Source organism: Pannonibacter sp. I15F10I1, assembly GCF_900185665.1.
In the GTDB taxonomy this organism is placed as follows: domain Bacteria; phylum Pseudomonadota; class Alphaproteobacteria; order Rhizobiales; family Stappiaceae; genus Pannonibacter; species Pannonibacter indicus.
The window spans coordinates 246,452-262,746 of record NZ_FYAN01000007.1; the positions used below are offsets into that span (position 1 = coordinate 246,452).

Below are 16,295 nucleotides of genomic sequence, written 5' to 3' on the forward strand. Positions count from 1 at the left end.
GTATCCAGACAATGACCCGCGAGAAACTCTACCTGTTCGACACCACGCTCCGTGACGGGGCGCAGACCAGCGGCATCGACTTTTCCATCGCGGAGAAGATTGCGATTGCAGAACTGCTCGAGCGGCTGGGTGTCGATTACATCGAGGGCGGCTATCCGGGTGCAAACCCGACGGATACCGAGTTCTTCTCGGAAAAGCGGACGAAGACCGCCCGCTTCACCGCCTTCGGCATGACCAAGCGGGCAGGGCGCTCCGCCTCCAACGATCCGGGCCTGCAGCTGCTGCTGGAGGCCAAGGCGGATGCGAATTGCTTTGTGGCCAAGTCCTGGGACTACCACGTGGAAGTGGCGCTCGGCTGCACCAACGAGGAGAACCTCGAAAGCATCCGCGACACGGTGCAGGCCGCTGTTGCTGCTGGCCGCGAAGCCATGATCGACTGCGAGCATTTCTTCGATGGCTACAAGGCCAATCCGGACTACGCGCTGGCCTGCGCCCGCACGGCCTATGAAGCGGGCGCGCGCTGGGTGGTGCTGTGCGACACCAACGGCGGCACCCTGCCGGGCGAGGTGAAGGAGATCATCGCCCGGGTGAAGCAGGTGGTGCCGGGCAGTCATCTGGGCATCCACGCCCACAATGACACAGGCCAGGCGGTGGCCAATTCGCTGGCGGCGGTGGAGGCTGGCGTGCGCCAGATCCAGGGCACGCTAAACGGCATCGGCGAGCGCTGCGGCAATGCCAATCTGATCAGCCTGATCCCGACGCTGATGCTGAAGGCGCCTTACAGGGATACGGTGGAACTCTCCGTCCGGCCGGAGCGGCTGAAGGACATCACGGCCATCTCGCACACTTTCGACGAGATGCTGAACCGCGCCCCGGACCGCCATGCCCCCTATGTGGGCGAAAGCGCATTTGCCACCAAGGCCGGCATCCATGCCTCGGCCCTGCTCAAGGACCCCAAGACCTATGAGCATGTGGAGCCGGAAAGCGTTGGCAACAAGCGCAAGGTTCTGGTGTCTGACCAGGCGGGCAAGAGCAACCTGCTGGGCGAGCTCTCCCGGCTTGGCATTGACGTGGACAAGGCCGATCCGAAGCTGGATGCGCTGCTGACGGAAGTGAAGGAGCGCGAGGCCAAGGGCTATGCCTATGAGGCGGCCGATGCCTCCTTCGAGCTGCTGGCCCGGCGCATCCTGGGCAAGGTGCCGCGCTTCTTCGAGGTGAAGTCCTTCCGCGTCATGGTGGAGCGGCGCTTCAATGCGGTGGGCGAGCAGGTCACCATGTCCGAGGCGGTGGTGAAGGTGGACATCGACGGGGAAACCCGCATGTCCGTCTGTGAGGGCAACGGCCCGGTCAACGCGCTGGACGGCGCGCTGCGCAAGGATCTGGGCAAGTATCAGTCGGCCATCGAGGGGCTGGAGCTGGTGGACTACAAGGTGCGTATCCTCGATGGCGGCACGGGCGCCATCACGCGCGTGCTGATCGAAAGCCACGACAAGACCACGCACCAGCGCTGGTTCACCATCGGCGTGTCGTCCAACATCGTCGATGCCTCGTTCCAGGCGCTGACGGATTCCATCACCTATGCGCTGTTGAAGTCGGCGGGATAGGACCCCTAATGCCAAGGCTTTCGATGCTGACGCATCACGCCTTGAAAATGCTCAAGCGCCGCAAGGGCTTAACCAATGCTCGATGAGTCAAGCTCATCAAGCATTGGTATAAGATCAGCCCCTGCCGCCCGAGGCAGGGGTGACTGAACGCGAAGGCTCAAGAGGCAACGAGCTGGTTGCGTCCGGAGTCCTTTGCGGAATACAGCCGGGCGTCGGAGGTCCGGATGGCTTCCGACAAGTCATGGCCGGGGATGACTGACAGGCCAATGCTGGCGGCAATGCGGAAGGTCTGCTCGCCGGACGAAATGTCGAGGCTCTGCAGCCGGCAGCGGAAGGCTTCGACGCGGGTCATGACCTCTGCTTCGCTCTTTCCGCATAATACGGCACAGAACTCGTCACCGCCCAGCCGGACCGCCTGACCTTCTTCGCCTGCAAGCCGCAGAAGTTCGTCCGACAGGGCAATCAGCGCCCGGTCTCCGGCTTCGTGGCCGTAGGTGTCGTTGACATGTTTGAACTTGTCCACGTCAACCAGCGCCAGCCAGCGGACTTCGCCGCGCTCCTGGGCTTCTGAAACAAGGCGGATGCCTTCACTGAACAGGAAGCGGCGGTTGTAGAGCCCGGTCAGAGCGTCCCGGAAACTGCGGTCGCTGAGATCGGCAAAACGGTCGATGACATCGAGGTTCTGGGAAACCCGCAGCAGCAGTTCTTCCGGCGGACAGCTCTTGTGCAGGAAGTCGCTGGCGCCGTATTTCAGAAAGCGGATGCGGTTTTCCATGTCTTCGGATCCGGAAATACCGATGACGGCGAGGGATTCCCGGCTGCGCTTGCGCCGGATTGCCTTCAGGAACGAGAATCCGTCTTCCTCCGGCATGAAGTAATCCACGATGACCAGCCGGATTTCCGGATAATCCTGCAGATACTGCATGCCCTCCTTGGCGGAACTGGCCACAAACATCTTGTAGCGGTGCCGGGCAATCGTCTCGCTCATATAGGTCCGCTCGACCACCGCGTCATCGATGACCAGCACGCCAATGGACGAATTCCGGCCCAGCCGCTGCACCAGATCGCCGAGGTAGTCGAGACTGGAAGGGCTATCCTTGATGATGTAGTCGAGCACCCCCTTGTCACGCATCGCCTTGCGCAGGTGGGGCTCGAAGCGGCTGGTGAAAACGACCGTGGGAACCCTGTGCGAGATACACAGGTCCACAATCTGACCGTCCGGAGCATCGGGCAGGGTCAGGTCGACAAGGGCCAGCTCAAAGGCTTCGCCGCCGCCTGTGAGCTGGGCTTCCGCCTGGGCAAGGGTCCTTGCCACCGTGATCCGGCGCTCTCCGATCTCAGCGAGTTTCTTGAGTGCAGCCTTCTCAAAGAAGGCGGCATCCTCGACGAGAAGGATCTTCTGCATATCTGTCCGCCGGCATTGATAAAAGTTTCGAGAATAGTGAATGCCAATCACAAACAAACAGTTATCCTGACGCGTCAATTTTTCTCAAATGACTAATTTGACGCGGTGCCGGCGGCGGGGAAAGAGTCAAAATATCAATAGTTTGCCCGGGCGCTCGAATTATAGGTGTGTGCCCCGGCAAATACTTCCTTGAGTTGTTATAGGCAGTTATACGTATACCTTGTCAGAAGTTCTCAAGTCCCGCTGCGGCATCAACAAGTTGGGCGTTTTGTGAGGACTGGAAGGCTTCCTGCAGCATCGGAATGATACTGGCAGTGTCAGAAGCAACGAGATAGGGCACATCCTGCTCGAGCCGGATGAAAGCCTCGTTACGCATGTGGTCGAGGAGTTCCAGGAGCGGAGACCAGAAACTGTTGATATTGGCCAGAAGTACCGGTTTGCGGTGCTGTCCCAGCTGGGCCCAGGTCATCATTTCGACGACCTCCTCCAGAGTGCCAATACCGCCGGGCAGGGCGACAAAAGCATCCGACTTCTGGAACATCAGTTTCTTGCGCTCGTGCATGTCGCGGGTGACGATGAGATCGCTCACCTCATGCAGCATGACTTCGCGCTGCTCGAGAAACTCCGGGATAATGCCGGTTACCTGTGCCCCATGATCAAGGGCGGACTTGGCGACTGCCCCCATAAGGCCAACGGAACCGCCGCCATAGATAAGCGACAGCCCTGCCTCGCCGATCAACCGGCCGAGGCTTCGGGCAGCGTCCAGATAGGTTGCGTCATGGCCGAAGCTTGATCCGCAATAGACACAAATGCTTTTGAGATTCGTCATGGCAAAATGTTTGGCATTGGCAGACAGCCATGGTCAAGCATTGCCTGCGGCAACAAAGCTTGCGTGCCTTGTGCAAAATGCCGTTTATGCGGCGAATCTGCTAGATCTTGTGGTGTTCTTCGTGAAACGCTGGGGAACTGTTCAGAAATTGGGTGTCCGGTGCAGCCGGGCATGTGGCAGGGGGCGAGCTGCGCGGCTGTTGAAGAGAGTCGCCGCACCTCCAATCAGGGTTTGGGGTCTGAGATGACACGTAAAGGGGTTACCGTCAGTCTGGTCATTGCCGTGGTCGTGGGGATCATTGCGCTGCTGACAGGCTATCTGAGCCAGAAGGATGCGGGAGCGCCCCGGGAAACGGCAAGTGCCCCGCAAGCCGCAAGTCAGACGGCCGCCCCTGCAGCTCAGGCCGAGGCCCCGGCGGCAACGGCTCCTGATACCGCGTCCCAGCCGGCCGCAGTCCAGTCCCCGGCCCCGGCGGCTGAACCTGCCGCAACTCCCGAACCGGAAGCTCCCAGCTTTGACGTTGCTGGAATTGAAGCCGATGGCGCAGCCGTGATTGCGGGCCGTGCGGCACCGGGCTCGAAGGTGTCTCTGCTGGCCAATGGCGAGGTGATCGGCACCGCCACAGCCAATGAGGCAGGGGAATGGTCGATGGTCCTCGACAAGCCGCTGGCGCCCGGCGACTACGACATGCTGCTGCGCATGGAAACGGCTGACGGGAAGACCATCGAGTCGGCGCAGCGCCTGACCGTTTCCCTTCCGGGCAGCGGTCAGGAACGTCCTCTGATCGTCCTCAACAGCCCGGATGCGCCGTCCAGCGTGCTGCAGCAGCCCGCCGCTGTCGAGGTGGCGAGCGCTGAGGCCACTCCGAAGCCGGAGGAGACCGCGCCAGCAGCTGAAGCGGCACCGGCGGTAGCGCCCGAAGGAGAGCCTGCAGCAGAAGCAGCTGCTGCCGAGCCGGCGCCTGCGGCCGCTAAAACCGCCGTGCCGGAGGCCGGCACCACCGAACCGGCGGCAGCATCTGCACCGGAACCTGCATCTGCACCTGAAGCTGCCCCGCAAGCCACTGCTGAAGCAGCCCCAGACGCAGCCTCAGACGCAACCCCAGACGCCGCTCCTGAAGCTGCCGCGGAGGCCGCTCCGGAACAGGCGGCCGTGCCGGCCCGGGCCGCGCCCGAGCCTGCACCGGTTGCTGCCGCGCCTGCGCCCGCAGAAGCGCCCGCAGCAGAGGTCAAGCCCGTCATCGCGCCGGTCACCGTGGAAGCGGTCGAGTCCGAGGATGGCAAGCTCTATGTGGCTGGCACCAGCACGGCGGATGCGCTGCTGCGCATCTATGTGGCCGATGCTCTGGTTGGTGAAACGAAGGCCAACGGGGATGGCCGCTGGCTGCTGGAAACCACGGCTGAGATTCCGGTTGGTGACGTCGAGGTTCGTGCCGACCATGTGGACCCGGTCACCGGTGCGGTTCTGGCCCGTGCTGCCGTATCGTTCCGCAAGGCCGAGCCGCAGGAGATCGTTCTGAGCAAGGTCGAGGAAGCCGGTTCTGAAGGCGCGTCCGATGCCGCTGCTGCCCCGCAGGTGCCGAATGTCATCATCCGCAAGGGCGACAATCTCTGGAACATCTCCCGCCGACTCTATGGCACGGGCTTCCGCTACACCACCATCTATCAGGCCAACAAGGACCAGATCCGCAATCCGGACCTGATCTATCCGGGACAGGTGTTCCTTACCCCGGGCGCCGCTCCGGAAGGCGCTGCACAGTAAGTTGCCGATCAATGCCAATGAGTTGCAAGGCGCCGGGAAACCGGCGCCTTCGGTTTTTCCGGCTTTGCAGATCTGTTACAATGGAAGCCGGTTCACGAAAGAAGTTGCTTGGCCATGCGTGTTGTCCTGGCGATGATCGCCATCCTGCTTGCCGCCGCGCAACAGGTGCGCGCTGAGGCGGAGCCATTCTCCCTTGCCCTGGATGAGCTGCAGGTGGCGCAGCGGTTCAGCTGCGGCGGCTCCTGCGGAACGGTGCGCTCCTGCGAGGAGGCCGTCTATCTCTGGTGTGTCTGCGGCTATTCCCGTGCGGACGGCGACGGTGATGGGGTGCCTTGCGAAAAGGTCTGCGGTGACAGCACGCAGCGCAATCTGCAGAAGGTGCGGGAACTGATGGACCAGTTCGGTTGCCGCTAAGACCAAATTCCGTGCGGCGTTCGAGCATTATCGAGGCGTGATGCGTCAGCATCCCGGATGCCTTGATACAAGCGGCTGCTGACTCACCGTCTCAACACACTGACTCAGCGGCATCAGCCGCTTGCACCTGCCACATGAATCACCTCCGCCGATTTGGCCGGAAAAGCGGATTCAAAATGCCAAGTGCTTGAATCAATGTGTGAAGAAGCCGAATCTGTCTCTCAGCTCTCAAGGCCAAGTGCCTGAGCCGACTCCACAATCCGGTCAATCAGCGCCGCCGATTCACCCATGTGGAGCGCAGGGTCCTTGAGGGTGCTCCAGTCTGCGGGAACCGGGGTCATGGCGGCCAGCACATCGAAGAGATGGGTGCCGGTTGCGAGGACTGTAGCACAGGCTTTCTTTACCAAATCTTGCGCCTGCGGACGGGGCATGGTGGCGGCGAGCGCGAAGCTGGCGGCCTCTGCCAGCAGCAGGCCGTTGCTCGCCTCGATGTTGGCACGCATGCGGGCGGTGTCGATGACGAGGCTGTCCAGCAGGCTGGTGGCGGTTGCGAGCGCCTTGCCGGTGGCGGCAGCGATCTGCGGCAGGCTCAGCCACTCGATCAGCCAGGCCGCGCCGCTGCGCTCATACTCGGCGATGGCTGCCTGCTGCAGGGTGCCAAGCTGGCCGCCGGTGTAACGGGCGAGGGCGATCAGCACTTCGGCGCCCACCGGGTTGGCCTTGTTGGGCATGGTGGACGAGCCGCCGCCGCTGCCGGGGCGCAACTCGCCGATCTCGTTCTGGGAGAGGAGGGCAATGTCCTGCCCGGTCTTGCCGAGGCTGCCGGTGACGAGGGCGCACCAGCTCGCAAATTCCATCAGCCCGTCGCGGCTCACATGCCAGGGCACGGGCGAAATCGTGAGGCCCAGCCGTTCGGCCAGCTTTGCTTCCACCGCGAGCCCATGCGGGGCCAGCGCGGCAAGGTTGCCGGAAGCCCCGCCCAGCGACAGTCGGAGCAGGCGCGGGCGCAATTGAGCAAGACGTTCCAGATGCGCCAGCAGCGGCGCCAGCCACACGGCAGCCTTCAGGCCGAAGCTTGTGGGCGTTGCCTGCTGCATGCGGGTGTGCGCCGCCATGGGCGTTGCCCGGTGTGCCTCAGCCATGCGCAGGAGAAGGCGGGCGAGATTACGCAGGCGCGTTTCGAAAAGGTCTGCCAGTTGCGACAGCCGCAGCACCAGACCGGTGTCGGCAATGTCCTGACTGGTCGCGCCCCAATGGACGAAGGGAGCATGCTCTGCCGGCACGGCCTTGCGCAGGGCCGCGACCAGTGCAGGCACAGGCACGCCATCCTGCGCGGTGGCGGACGAAAGGGCGGCCGGGTCCAGCGTCAGGTGTCTTGCCGCCGCGCTGATCGCCTTCGCAGCGTCCGGCGGAATGAGGCCGCAGTCCCCTTGCGCAAGTGCGAGAGCTGCCTCCACCTCCAGCATGGCCGCAAGGGCGGCCGCATCGCTGAACAGCGCCGCCGTTTCGCCATCCTGCAGCAGGCCGGAGAGGAGAGGGGAATCGAAGGGGCTGACGGTCATGGCTGTCCCTGATGCGGCCGGAAATGGCACTGGCGGCTATTGGTACTGGAACGGCAAGAGCCCGCCAAGGGCGGGCCGGATGCCGGGTGCTGGAGCAGCGCAGAAAAGACTGGAGCCGGGCCGTCTTTGGCCCGGCTCCATGCACGGTTCCTGATCAGGGCTTGATGGGCTATCTGGATCTCCCCCCGGTCAGGTCCGTATCTTGTCCGCCTGCGGTCAGATGTCGAAGAACACCGTCTCGTTTTCACCTTGGATGTGGATGTCGAAGGTATAGACCACCTCGCCATTCCGCTCCCCGCGCTGGGCGATCAGCGTCTTGCGGCGCACCGGGTGCTCCACCAGATTGATGACCGGGTCCTTGGCATTGGCTTCTTCCTCGTCGGAGAAATAAAGCCGTGTGTTGAGGCCGATGTTGATGCCGCGTGCGACGATCCACAGGCTGATGTGCGGGGCCTGCGGGCGCCCGTCACGCCAGCGCACGGAGCCGGGCTTGATGGTTTCGATGACGAAGACGCCGGTGTCGAAATCCGAGCAGCTGCGGCCCCAGCCCCGGAAATCCGGATCAAGCTGGCCTGGCCCCTTGTCTTCCGGGTGGTTGTATCGGCCATCGCTGTTGGCCTGCCAGCTCTCGATCAGCACATCCTTCAGCGGCGTGCCGGAGCCGTCGAAGACGCGGCCCTCGATGCGGATGCGCTCACCGCGCGTGTTTGGCCCGGCCACCACATGGCTGAAGTTCTTTTCGAAAATGTCGAACCCGGCTGCCTGCGGGGCAAGCCCGATGTGGACATAGGGGCCTGCCGTCTGGCTGGCGGTTTCCTGAAGATAGGGAAGCGGCAGAACCATGGTTCAGTTTCCTTCCAGACGGTTTTCGAAAAGCGTGGAGCGGCGGCCGCGCAGCACGATGTCGAAGCGGTAGGCCCGATAGTCGAGCGGTGCAGAGGCCTTCATGTCCAGCGGGGCGATCAGCCGCTCGATGGCACCGGCATCCGGGATGGTCTTGACGATCGGGCAGATATCGATGAGCGGGTCGCCCTCGAAATACATCTGGGTGATCAGGCGCTGCGTGAAGGAATGGCCGAACACCGAGAAGTGGATGTGGGCCGGGCGCCAGCTGTTGATGTAGTTGCGCCAGGGATAGGGGCCCGGCTTGATGGTGCGGAAGAAGTAGTAGCCGTTCTCGTCCGTCAGGGTGCGGCCGCAGCCGCCGAAGTTCGGGTCGATCGGGGCGAGATAGGTGTCCTTCTTGTGGCGGTAGCGGCCGCCTGCATTCGCCTGCCAGGCTTCCACCAGCACTTCCGGCAGTCCGCGGCCGTTCTCGTCCAGCACGCGGCCATGCACCACGATCCGCTCGCCGATGGGCTCCCCCGTCTTGGCGTAGTTGAGGATCATGTCATTGTCGAGCGGGCCGAGGTCGTTGTGGTTGAAGGCCGGGCCGGTGATCTCGCCCATGCCCTGTTCCAGCGACAGAAGCGCCTTCTGCGGCGAGCGCAGGACGGAGCTCTTGTAGCCCGGCGCATAGGCTGGCGGATGCATGGACAGCTCGCGCTGGTAATAGTCGCCCAGTCCCGGGCTCGGAAAGTTGCTTGGGGTCTCGCTCATGACTGGCCTCCCTGATCCAGATCAGCAGGTTTGCGCATTTCCTCCACTTCGCCCATCCGCCCGTTGGCGGCCAGGGTTTCGCGGGCAATCTTGAAGGCGGTGTTGGCCGCAGGCACCCCGGCGTAGATTGCCACATGCAGCAGCGCTTCGCGGATGTCGCGAGCACTGGCGCCGGTGTTGGCGCTGGCCCGCACATGCATGGCCAGTTCCTCATGGTGGCCGAGCCCGGCCAGCAGGGCAATGGTGACAAGGCTGCGCTCGCGCTTTGTCAGACTGTCATCGGCCCAGACCGTGCCCCAGGCGCTTTCCACGATCAGCGTCTGGAAGTCCTCGTCAAAGGGCGTCTGGTTGGCGATGGCCCGGTCCACATGGGCATCGCCCAGAACGGAGCGGCGGGTCTTCATGCCGGTGGCATGGCGCGAGCCGGGGGAACGGTCAGACAAGGGAATGCTCCTCAAGGAAAGTATCGACGGCAGCGCAGAAGGCCTCCGGCGCCTCGACGCAAGGGATGTGGCCCACCCCCTCAATCAGGGTGAAACGTGAGCCTTCGATGAGATCAGCAGTGCCACGCACCAGGTCGGGCGGGGTCGAGCCATCCTCGCTGCCCGCAATCACCAGCACCGGCAGCTTCAGCTTGGCGGTGGAAGCGGTGAGATCTGCGCCAGCCAGCGCATGGCAGATGCCGGTGTAACCCTCCCGCGTGGTGCGGGTCAGCATGGCGCGCCAGCCGGAGAGTTCCTCCGGGCGGCTCTTGCGGAAGGCGGCGGAGAACCAGCGTTCCAGAATGGGTTCTGACAGGGAGGCAATTCCGGCCGCTTCAATCGCGGCGATGCGCTGGGCCCACATTTCCGCCGTGCCCACCTTGGCCGCCGTGTTGCTGAGCACCGCTGCCCGCACCAGACCGGGGCGCAGAGCCGCCAGACCTTGCGCCACCAGCCCGCCCACGGACAGGCCCACGACAATGGCATAGGTGATGCCGAGCGCCGCCAGAAGCTGGTCGAGGTCGGCAACAAGATCTTCAATGGAATAGGGGCCATCGGGGCACTCGGACAGGCCGTGGCCGCGCATGTCGTAGCGCAGGATCCGGAACCTGCCGGAATAATGCGCCGCCACCCGGTCCCAGGATCGGAAGTCCGTGCCAAGCGAATTGGCGAAAACGAGAACAGGCAGGTGCTGCTCGCCGCTGTCGCTCACATGCAGGCACACACCGTTTGCGCGGATCATCTGCAACGCACTCTCTCCCTCTTGCCGCGTTTCCCTTGCGGGCGATGTTCATTCCGGACTGTCTCGCAGGCCCCAATTCCCGTTTCTTTGGTAGGCCTTTCCGCCCCCCTCCCCCTCGTGGGGAGGGGGTAGGGGTGGGGGGGAAGCCTATCCGGCAGCCAGAGAAACAAATGCTCTTGGGGCGCACTTCCTTTTGAAGGTCTCTTCAAAAGGCGGCAAATCCTTCAGGTAGTTGCAAGCTCAGAGCCCCCACCCCTTACCCCTCCCCACGAGGGGGAGGGGGGCTGAGATGCTGTGCAGCAAGCCATCTTCAGTCTGAAGTCTCTTGCGCGAAAGCGGTAAGTGAACTCGTAGCGCCCCATCTGGAACACGTCTTCTCCTGAGGCAGACTATTTCATTCATCCATCGGTTATGTAAAATGACAAATTGTCCAGTCAGCATAACCGGAGGGAATGGATGATCATTGATGGCCGGGTGAAATACCGCCACATCCAGTGCTTTCTGGAGGTTGCCCGCAGGCGCAGTCTGGTGAAAGCCGCCGATGCGCTGGCCATCACCCAGCCAGCTGTTTCGAAGACCCTGAAGGAGCTGGAGGACATTCTCGGCGTGCGCCTGTTCGAACGCTCGCGCAAAGGCGTGGAACTGACCCAGTTCGGCGACGTGCTGCTGCATTATGCAGGCGCCAGCCTTGCTGCGCTGAAGCAGGGGCTCGACAGCGTGGCGCAGGCGCGCATGTCGGGGGATTCGTTCCTGAATGTCGGCGTGCTGCCCAGCGTCGCAGCGCGCATCTTCCCGCAGGCGGTGCAGCGCTTCGAGGCAGAGGCCATCGGCACGGTTCTGACGATGGAGACTGGGCCCAACCGCTTCCTGCTAGGGCGTCTCAGGGTGGGAGAACTGGATCTCGTCGTCGGGCGGCTGGCTGATCCTGAACAGATGCAGGGGCTCTCCTTCACGCATCTTTATTCCGAAAGCGTGTCGCTGGTGGTGCGCCGGGGGCATCCGCTGCTGGATGAGCCTTCGGCGGATCTGGCCCGGATCGCGGATTTCACCGTGCTTTATCCAACGCGAGAGGCCATCATCCGGCCCTATGTGGAGCGGCTGTTGATTGCCAACGGCGTCACCCATCTGCCCAAGCGGGTGGAGACCATCTCCGACACGTTCGGCCGCATCTACACGCTGGACAGTGACGCGGTGTGGATCATCTCCAGCGGCGTGGTCGCCCGCGACATTGCCAACGGCGATCTGGTGGAACTGCCGGTGAAGACGGCGGAAACGCTGGGGCCGGTGGGGCTGACCACCCGCGCTGATACGCCGCCGACACCGGCGCTGATCCTGATGCAGGCCTGCCTGCGCTTTGCCGCCGGAATGGCGCGCTGATGGATTGATACATGCCCATGTCTCACGGCTTTGGCCCGGGTCCAAGCCTGCCTGGACGCATGACACCTGAATTGATGCTGCCGAAGGGATTTCTCCCAGGACCCCAAAAAGCGGGAGTAAAGGTCCGGCTTCCGGCAAACTGCGCAAAACTGTTTCTTATGCGCAAGGGCAGCGCCCTATAGTCTCGCGCACATGTTCCCGGTGCAGCAACGCGGCGGGAAGAGGGAGTGGAAGAAGGCAATCGCATGTCAGACCGGCTCAGCAATCTCCGGCGCCTTGAGGCGGAGAGCATTCACATCATCCGCGAGGTGGCGGCAGAGTTCCGCAATCCGGTGATGCTCTACTCCATCGGCAAGGACTCCTCCGTGATGCTCCATCTGGCGATGAAGGCCTTCTATCCTTCCAAGCCGCCTTTCCCCTTCCTGCATGTGGATACGGGCTGGAAGTTCCGCGAGATGATCACTTTCCGCGACGAGACCGCAAAGCGGCTCGGGCTGGAACTGATCGTTCACACCAACCCGGACGGGCTGGCGCAGAACATCAACCCCTTCGACCATGGTTCGCAGGTCCACACCCACATCATGAAGACCGAGGCGCTGAAGCAGGCGCTGACGAAATACGGCTTCGATGCGGCCTTTGGCGGCGCGCGCCGCGACGAGGAAAAGTCCCGCGCCAAGGAGCGCGTCTTCTCCTTCCGCACGGCGGCCCATACCTGGGACCCGAAGAACCAGCGGCCGGAGCTGTGGAACCTCTACAACGCCCGCGTGGCGAAGGGCGAATCCATCCGCGCCTTCCCCCTGTCCAACTGGACCGAGCTGGACATCTGGCAGTACATCCTGGCGGAGAACATCCCGATGGTGCCGCTCTATTACGCCGCACCCCGCCCGGTGGTGGAGCGGGACGGCATGCTGATCATGGTCGATGACGACCGGATGAAGCTGCGTGCCGGGGAGACTGTGGAAGAAAAATCCGTCCGCTTCCGCACGCTCGGCTGCTATCCGCTGACCGGTGCCATTGAATCTGAGGCTGATACGCTGCCTGCTGTTCTGCGCGAGATGCTGATTGCGCGCACATCCGAACGCTCCGGCCGCTTGATCGACCACGACGACAGCGCCTCCATGGAAAAGAAGAAGCGCGAGGGGTATTTCTGATCATGGACTTCTCCGAAAACCTCACGTCCGAAGAGGCCGTGCTCGACTACATCCGCTCGCAGGAAAACAAGGACCAGCTGCGCTTTCTCACCTGCGGCAGTGTTGATGACGGCAAGTCCACCCTGATCGGGCGCCTGCTCTATGACACCAAGCTGATCTTCGAGGACCAGCTTGCGGCACTCGAAAAGGACAGCCGCAAGCACGGCACCGTGGGCGAGGACATGGACCTGGCCCTGCTGGTGGATGGTCTTGAGGCCGAGCGCGAGCAGGGCATCACCATCGACGTGGCCTACCGCTTCTTTGCCACGGACAAGCGCAAGTTCATCGTTGCCGACACGCCGGGCCACGAGCAATACACCCGCAACATGGCGACTGGTGCCTCGACGGCTGATCTCGCCGTGCTGCTGGTCGATGCCCGCCACGGGCTGATGACCCAGACCCGCCGCCACGCCTTCATTGCCTCGCTGCTGGGCATTCGCCACGCGGTGCTGGCGGTGAACAAGATTGATCTCGTGGATTTCTCGCAGGAGCGTTTCAACGAAATCCGTCAGGCCTTCGAGGAGCTGGCCCGTGGCTTCGGCTTCGAGACGCTCCAGGCGATCCCCATCTCCGCCCGCTATGGCGACAATGTCACCACCCGCAGCGCCCGCATGCCATGGTATGATGGTCCGGTGCTGCTGGAGCATCTGGAAAGCGTCGATGTGAACGGGGCTGAGGAGGCCCGCACCTTCCGGTTCCCCGTCCAGTGGGTGAACCGCCCGAACCTCGACTTCCGCGGCTATTCCGGCACCATCGCCAGCGGCCGCGTGTCCGTGGGAGAGGAGCTGGTTGTCGCCGCCTCCGGAAAGACGTCTTCGGTCACCCGCATTCTGGGTGCTGGCGGTGATGTGGACAGCGCGAGCGCCGGTGAGGCAGTCACCATCGTCCTTCGGGACGAGATCGATATTTCCCGGGGTGATGTGCTGGCGCCCGTTCAGGCGCGCCCGGATGTGGCAGACCAGCTCTCCGCTCATGTGATCTGGATGGCGGAAGACGCCCTGCTGCCGGGCCGTTCCTATCTGATGAAGATCGGCGCACGCACGATCACCGCATCGGTCACGGAGATCCGCCACAAGATCAACGTCAACACCTTCGAGCAGACGGCAGCCAAGACGCTGGCACTGAACGAGATTGGTCTTTGCAACATATCGCTGGCCGCTCCGGCTGCTTTCGAGGCCTACGGCGCCAACCGCACCATGGGTGCCTTCATCCTGATCGACCGCATGACCAATGCGACGGTGGGAGCGGGCATGGTGGCCCATGCGCTGCGCCGGGCCAGCAACATCCACTGGCAGGCGCTGGACGTGGACAAGGCGGCCCGCAGCGAGAGCCTGCGGCAGAAGCCGGTGGTGCTGTGGTTCACCGGGCTGTCGGGGTCCGGCAAATCCACCATCGCCTCCATTGTGGAGAAGAAGCTGCATCTGGAAGGTCGGCACACCTATGTGCTCGACGGCGACAACGTGCGCCACGGCCTCAACCGGGATCTGGGCTTCACCGACGGCGACCGGGTGGAAAACATCCGCCGCGTCGGCGAGGTGGCCAAGCTCTTCACCGATGCGGGCCTGATCACGCTGGTGTCCTTCATCTCGCCCTTCAAGGCCGAGCGGCAGATGGCGCGCGAACTTCTGGAACCGGGCGAGTTCATCGAGATCTTCGTGGACACGCCGCTGGACGACTGCAAGGCGCGTGATCCCAAGGGCCTGTACAAGAAGGCGATGGCGGGCGAGATCCCGAACTTCACCGGCATCAGCAGCCCTTATGAAGCACCGGAAAACCCGGAACTGCACCTCAAGACCGCAGGGCGTGAGGCCGAGGTTCTGGCCGAGGAAGTGCTCAACCACCTGCGCCGGGAAGGCATCATCCCCGCCATCGGCTATTTCGCGGCCGGCGAGGGGATTTGATAACAACTCTCGATGAGCTCGACTCATCGAGAGTTGGTCAGGCCCGTGCGGCGCCTGAGCAATTTCAAGGCGTGATGCGTCAGCATCCCGGAGCCTTGGTATGAGTCTGAAGGCGGGCACATGCGGGGCCGCCGGTTGCGGGGAACGCAAACCGTATTCGTCATGCCATGGCTACGGCCATGGCATCCATGCCGTGACGCTTCTGCCCGGCGAGGCCTCAACATTGCTGTCTTCCCATGCTGACTGCCCGTTGTGAGAGGTCTCGGCATGGATGGCATGATCAAGTCATGCCATGACGAAATGACTGTCGTTCAACGAAAAACAGGGCGCGGATCATCTCCGCGCCCTTGATGTTTCAGCCTTGCCGTTATGTGCGCGATCAGTTCGCGCCAGACAGGCAGGACTTCAGCGAGGCGGCCATGTTGCGGGTCACCTCGAAATAGAGGTCCTTGCCATTGGCCACATCCGCGCCCAGCGGGTCGAGAACGCCGGTGCGCACATCCGTGCCTTCGATGAGCACGCTGACCAGCTTCGGCTCGAACTGCGGCTCGGAGAAGACGCAGACGGCACCCAGGTCCTTCAGCTTGGTGCGCAGGGCGGCGACACGCTCGGCACCCGGCTGCACTTCCGGGCTGAGGGTGACGGAGCCGGCCGCCCGCACGCCGAAGCGCTGTTCGAAATACTGGTAGGCATCGTGGAAGACGATGAAGGGCTTGTCCTTCACCGGCTCCAGCTCGGCGGCGAGCTCGGTTTCCAGCGCCGTCAGCTTTTCCTTCAGCGCAGCGGCATTGGCGGCATAGGTGGCCGCGTTCTCCGGATCGGCTTCGGACAGGTGGTGGGCGATGTCGTCCGCCATGGCCTTGGCGTTTTCCGGGTCCAGCCAGACGTGGGCGTCGAACTCGCCATGCTCGTGGCCATGGCCGTGGTCATGTGAATGCGAATGGCCATGACTGTGATCATGCCCCGCATGGCTGTGTCCTGCTTCGCCCTCTTCATGACCATGGTCATGCGGCTCGAAATTGGCATCCTCGCGCACCGGCAGCTTGTTGACGCCCGGCGCTTCGGACAGTTCGATGGCCTCGGCCTTTTCGCCCAGCGTTTCGAGCGGCTTTGAGAGGAAAGGCTCCAGCTCCGGCCCGACCCAGAACACCACATCCGCATCCGCGATCAGCTTGGCGGTTGAAGGCTTCAGCGCGAAGGTATGCGGCGAGGCGGCGCCATCGACGATGACGGAGGGCTCACCTACGCCGTCCATGACGGCGGCAACGAGGCTGTGCACCGGCTTGATCGAGGCAACGACCTTGGGCGCGGCGAGTGCAGGGGAAAGGCTGAGCAGCATCAGGGCCGTGCCGGCCAGTGCTGCGCGGGCGAGACGGCTCTTGGAGCCGGTGCGGGAAGTCTGGGACATGGGAAGTCTCCTTCAGTCCTC

The 16,295-nt window shown here is 63.2% G+C and carries 14 protein-coding genes; 6 read left to right on the forward strand and 8 right to left on the reverse strand.

Going from position 1 to position 16,295, the window contains the following annotated elements:
* Positions 1 to 11 precede the first annotated feature (11 nt).
* On the forward strand, positions 12 to 1,604 hold the full coding sequence (gene cimA, locus IF10I1_RS05655; protein WP_186424393.1) for a citramalate synthase: 1,593 nt from the start codon (positions 12 to 14) through the stop codon (positions 1,602 to 1,604).
* 157 nt (positions 1,605 to 1,761) lie between these two features.
* On the opposite strand, the gene IF10I1_RS05660 is transcribed toward cimA, so the two are convergent.
* Both IF10I1_RS05660 and IF10I1_RS05665 read right to left on the reverse strand, forming a co-directional pair.
* Entirely contained in the window at positions 1,762 to 3,009 is a 1,248-nt protein-coding gene (locus IF10I1_RS05660) for a diguanylate cyclase (protein WP_050471228.1), read from the reverse strand.
* Positions 3,010 to 3,232: 223 nt separating this feature from the next.
* Positions 3,233 to 3,838, reverse strand: coding sequence for a TIGR00730 family Rossman fold protein (locus IF10I1_RS05665; RefSeq protein WP_186393827.1), 606 nt, complete (start codon positions 3,836 to 3,838; stop codon positions 3,233 to 3,235).
* 243 nt (positions 3,839 to 4,081) lie between these two features.
* Between IF10I1_RS05665 and IF10I1_RS05670 the strand changes: the two genes are divergently transcribed.
* Both IF10I1_RS05670 and IF10I1_RS05675 read left to right on the forward strand, forming a co-directional pair.
* The gene (locus tag IF10I1_RS05670; protein ID WP_186424394.1) at positions 4,082 to 5,599 is read left to right on the forward strand and encodes a LysM peptidoglycan-binding domain-containing protein; all 1,518 of its coding nucleotides are present in this window, start codon (positions 4,082 to 4,084) and stop codon (positions 5,597 to 5,599) included.
* Positions 5,600 to 5,713: 114 nt separating this feature from the next.
* Positions 5,714 to 6,013, forward strand: a complete 300-nt coding sequence (locus IF10I1_RS05675; RefSeq protein ID WP_244284748.1) for an excalibur calcium-binding domain-containing protein — start codon at positions 5,714 to 5,716, stop codon at positions 6,011 to 6,013.
* A 221-nt stretch (positions 6,014 to 6,234) separates the two neighbouring features.
* On the opposite strand, the gene IF10I1_RS05680 is transcribed toward IF10I1_RS05675, so the two are convergent.
* The 5 genes from IF10I1_RS05680 to pcaD form a co-directional block, all read right to left on the reverse strand.
* Positions 6,235 to 7,575 carry a 3-carboxy-cis,cis-muconate cycloisomerase gene (locus IF10I1_RS05680; protein ID WP_186393825.1) on the reverse strand — a complete coding sequence of 447 codons (1,341 nt, stop codon included), beginning with the start codon at positions 7,573 to 7,575 and terminating at the stop codon, positions 6,235 to 6,237.
* Positions 7,576 to 7,791: 216 nt separating this feature from the next.
* Positions 7,792 to 8,418 (reverse strand): protocatechuate 3,4-dioxygenase subunit alpha, encoded by a 627-nt coding sequence (gene pcaG / locus IF10I1_RS05685; protein ID WP_186393824.1) that lies wholly within the window; start codon positions 8,416 to 8,418, stop codon positions 7,792 to 7,794.
* Positions 8,419 to 8,421: 3 nt separating this feature from the next.
* On the reverse strand, positions 8,422 to 9,174 hold the full coding sequence (gene pcaH, locus IF10I1_RS05690; RefSeq protein WP_058900275.1) for a protocatechuate 3,4-dioxygenase subunit beta: 753 nt from the start codon (positions 9,172 to 9,174) through the stop codon (positions 8,422 to 8,424).
* Positions 9,171 to 9,617 (reverse strand): 4-carboxymuconolactone decarboxylase, encoded by a 447-nt coding sequence (gene pcaC / locus IF10I1_RS05695; protein ID WP_019962627.1) that lies wholly within the window; start codon positions 9,615 to 9,617, stop codon positions 9,171 to 9,173. Before pcaC ends, pcaH begins: the two co-directional genes overlap by 4 nt.
* The gene (gene pcaD / locus IF10I1_RS05700; RefSeq protein WP_371341205.1) at positions 9,610 to 10,404 is read right to left on the reverse strand and encodes a 3-oxoadipate enol-lactonase; all 795 of its coding nucleotides are present in this window, start codon (positions 10,402 to 10,404) and stop codon (positions 9,610 to 9,612) included. Before pcaD ends, pcaC begins: the two co-directional genes overlap by 8 nt.
* Positions 10,405 to 10,857: 453 nt before the next feature.
* On the opposite strand from pcaD, the gene pcaQ reads away from it, so the two are divergent.
* The 3 genes from pcaQ to cysN all read left to right on the forward strand — a co-directional run bounded on the left by pcaQ (position 10,858) and on the right by cysN (position 14,866).
* The gene (gene pcaQ, locus IF10I1_RS05705) at positions 10,858 to 11,775 is read left to right on the forward strand and encodes a pca operon transcription factor PcaQ (protein WP_208977467.1); all 918 of its coding nucleotides are present in this window, start codon (positions 10,858 to 10,860) and stop codon (positions 11,773 to 11,775) included.
* A gap of 245 nt (positions 11,776 to 12,020) precedes the next feature.
* Complete coding sequence (gene cysD / locus IF10I1_RS05710; protein WP_186415440.1) at positions 12,021 to 12,926, forward strand: sulfate adenylyltransferase subunit CysD; 906 nt, start codon at positions 12,021 to 12,023, stop codon at positions 12,924 to 12,926.
* A 2-nt stretch (positions 12,927 to 12,928) separates the two neighbouring features.
* On the forward strand, positions 12,929 to 14,866 hold the full coding sequence (gene cysN, locus IF10I1_RS05715; protein WP_186415441.1) for a sulfate adenylyltransferase subunit CysN: 1,938 nt from the start codon (positions 12,929 to 12,931) through the stop codon (positions 14,864 to 14,866).
* A gap of 379 nt (positions 14,867 to 15,245) precedes the next feature.
* On the opposite strand, the gene znuA is transcribed toward cysN, so the two are convergent.
* Complete coding sequence (znuA, locus tag IF10I1_RS05720; protein WP_186415442.1) at positions 15,246 to 16,274, reverse strand: zinc ABC transporter substrate-binding protein ZnuA; 1,029 nt, start codon at positions 16,272 to 16,274, stop codon at positions 15,246 to 15,248.
* Positions 16,275 to 16,295: the final 21 nt, after the last annotated feature.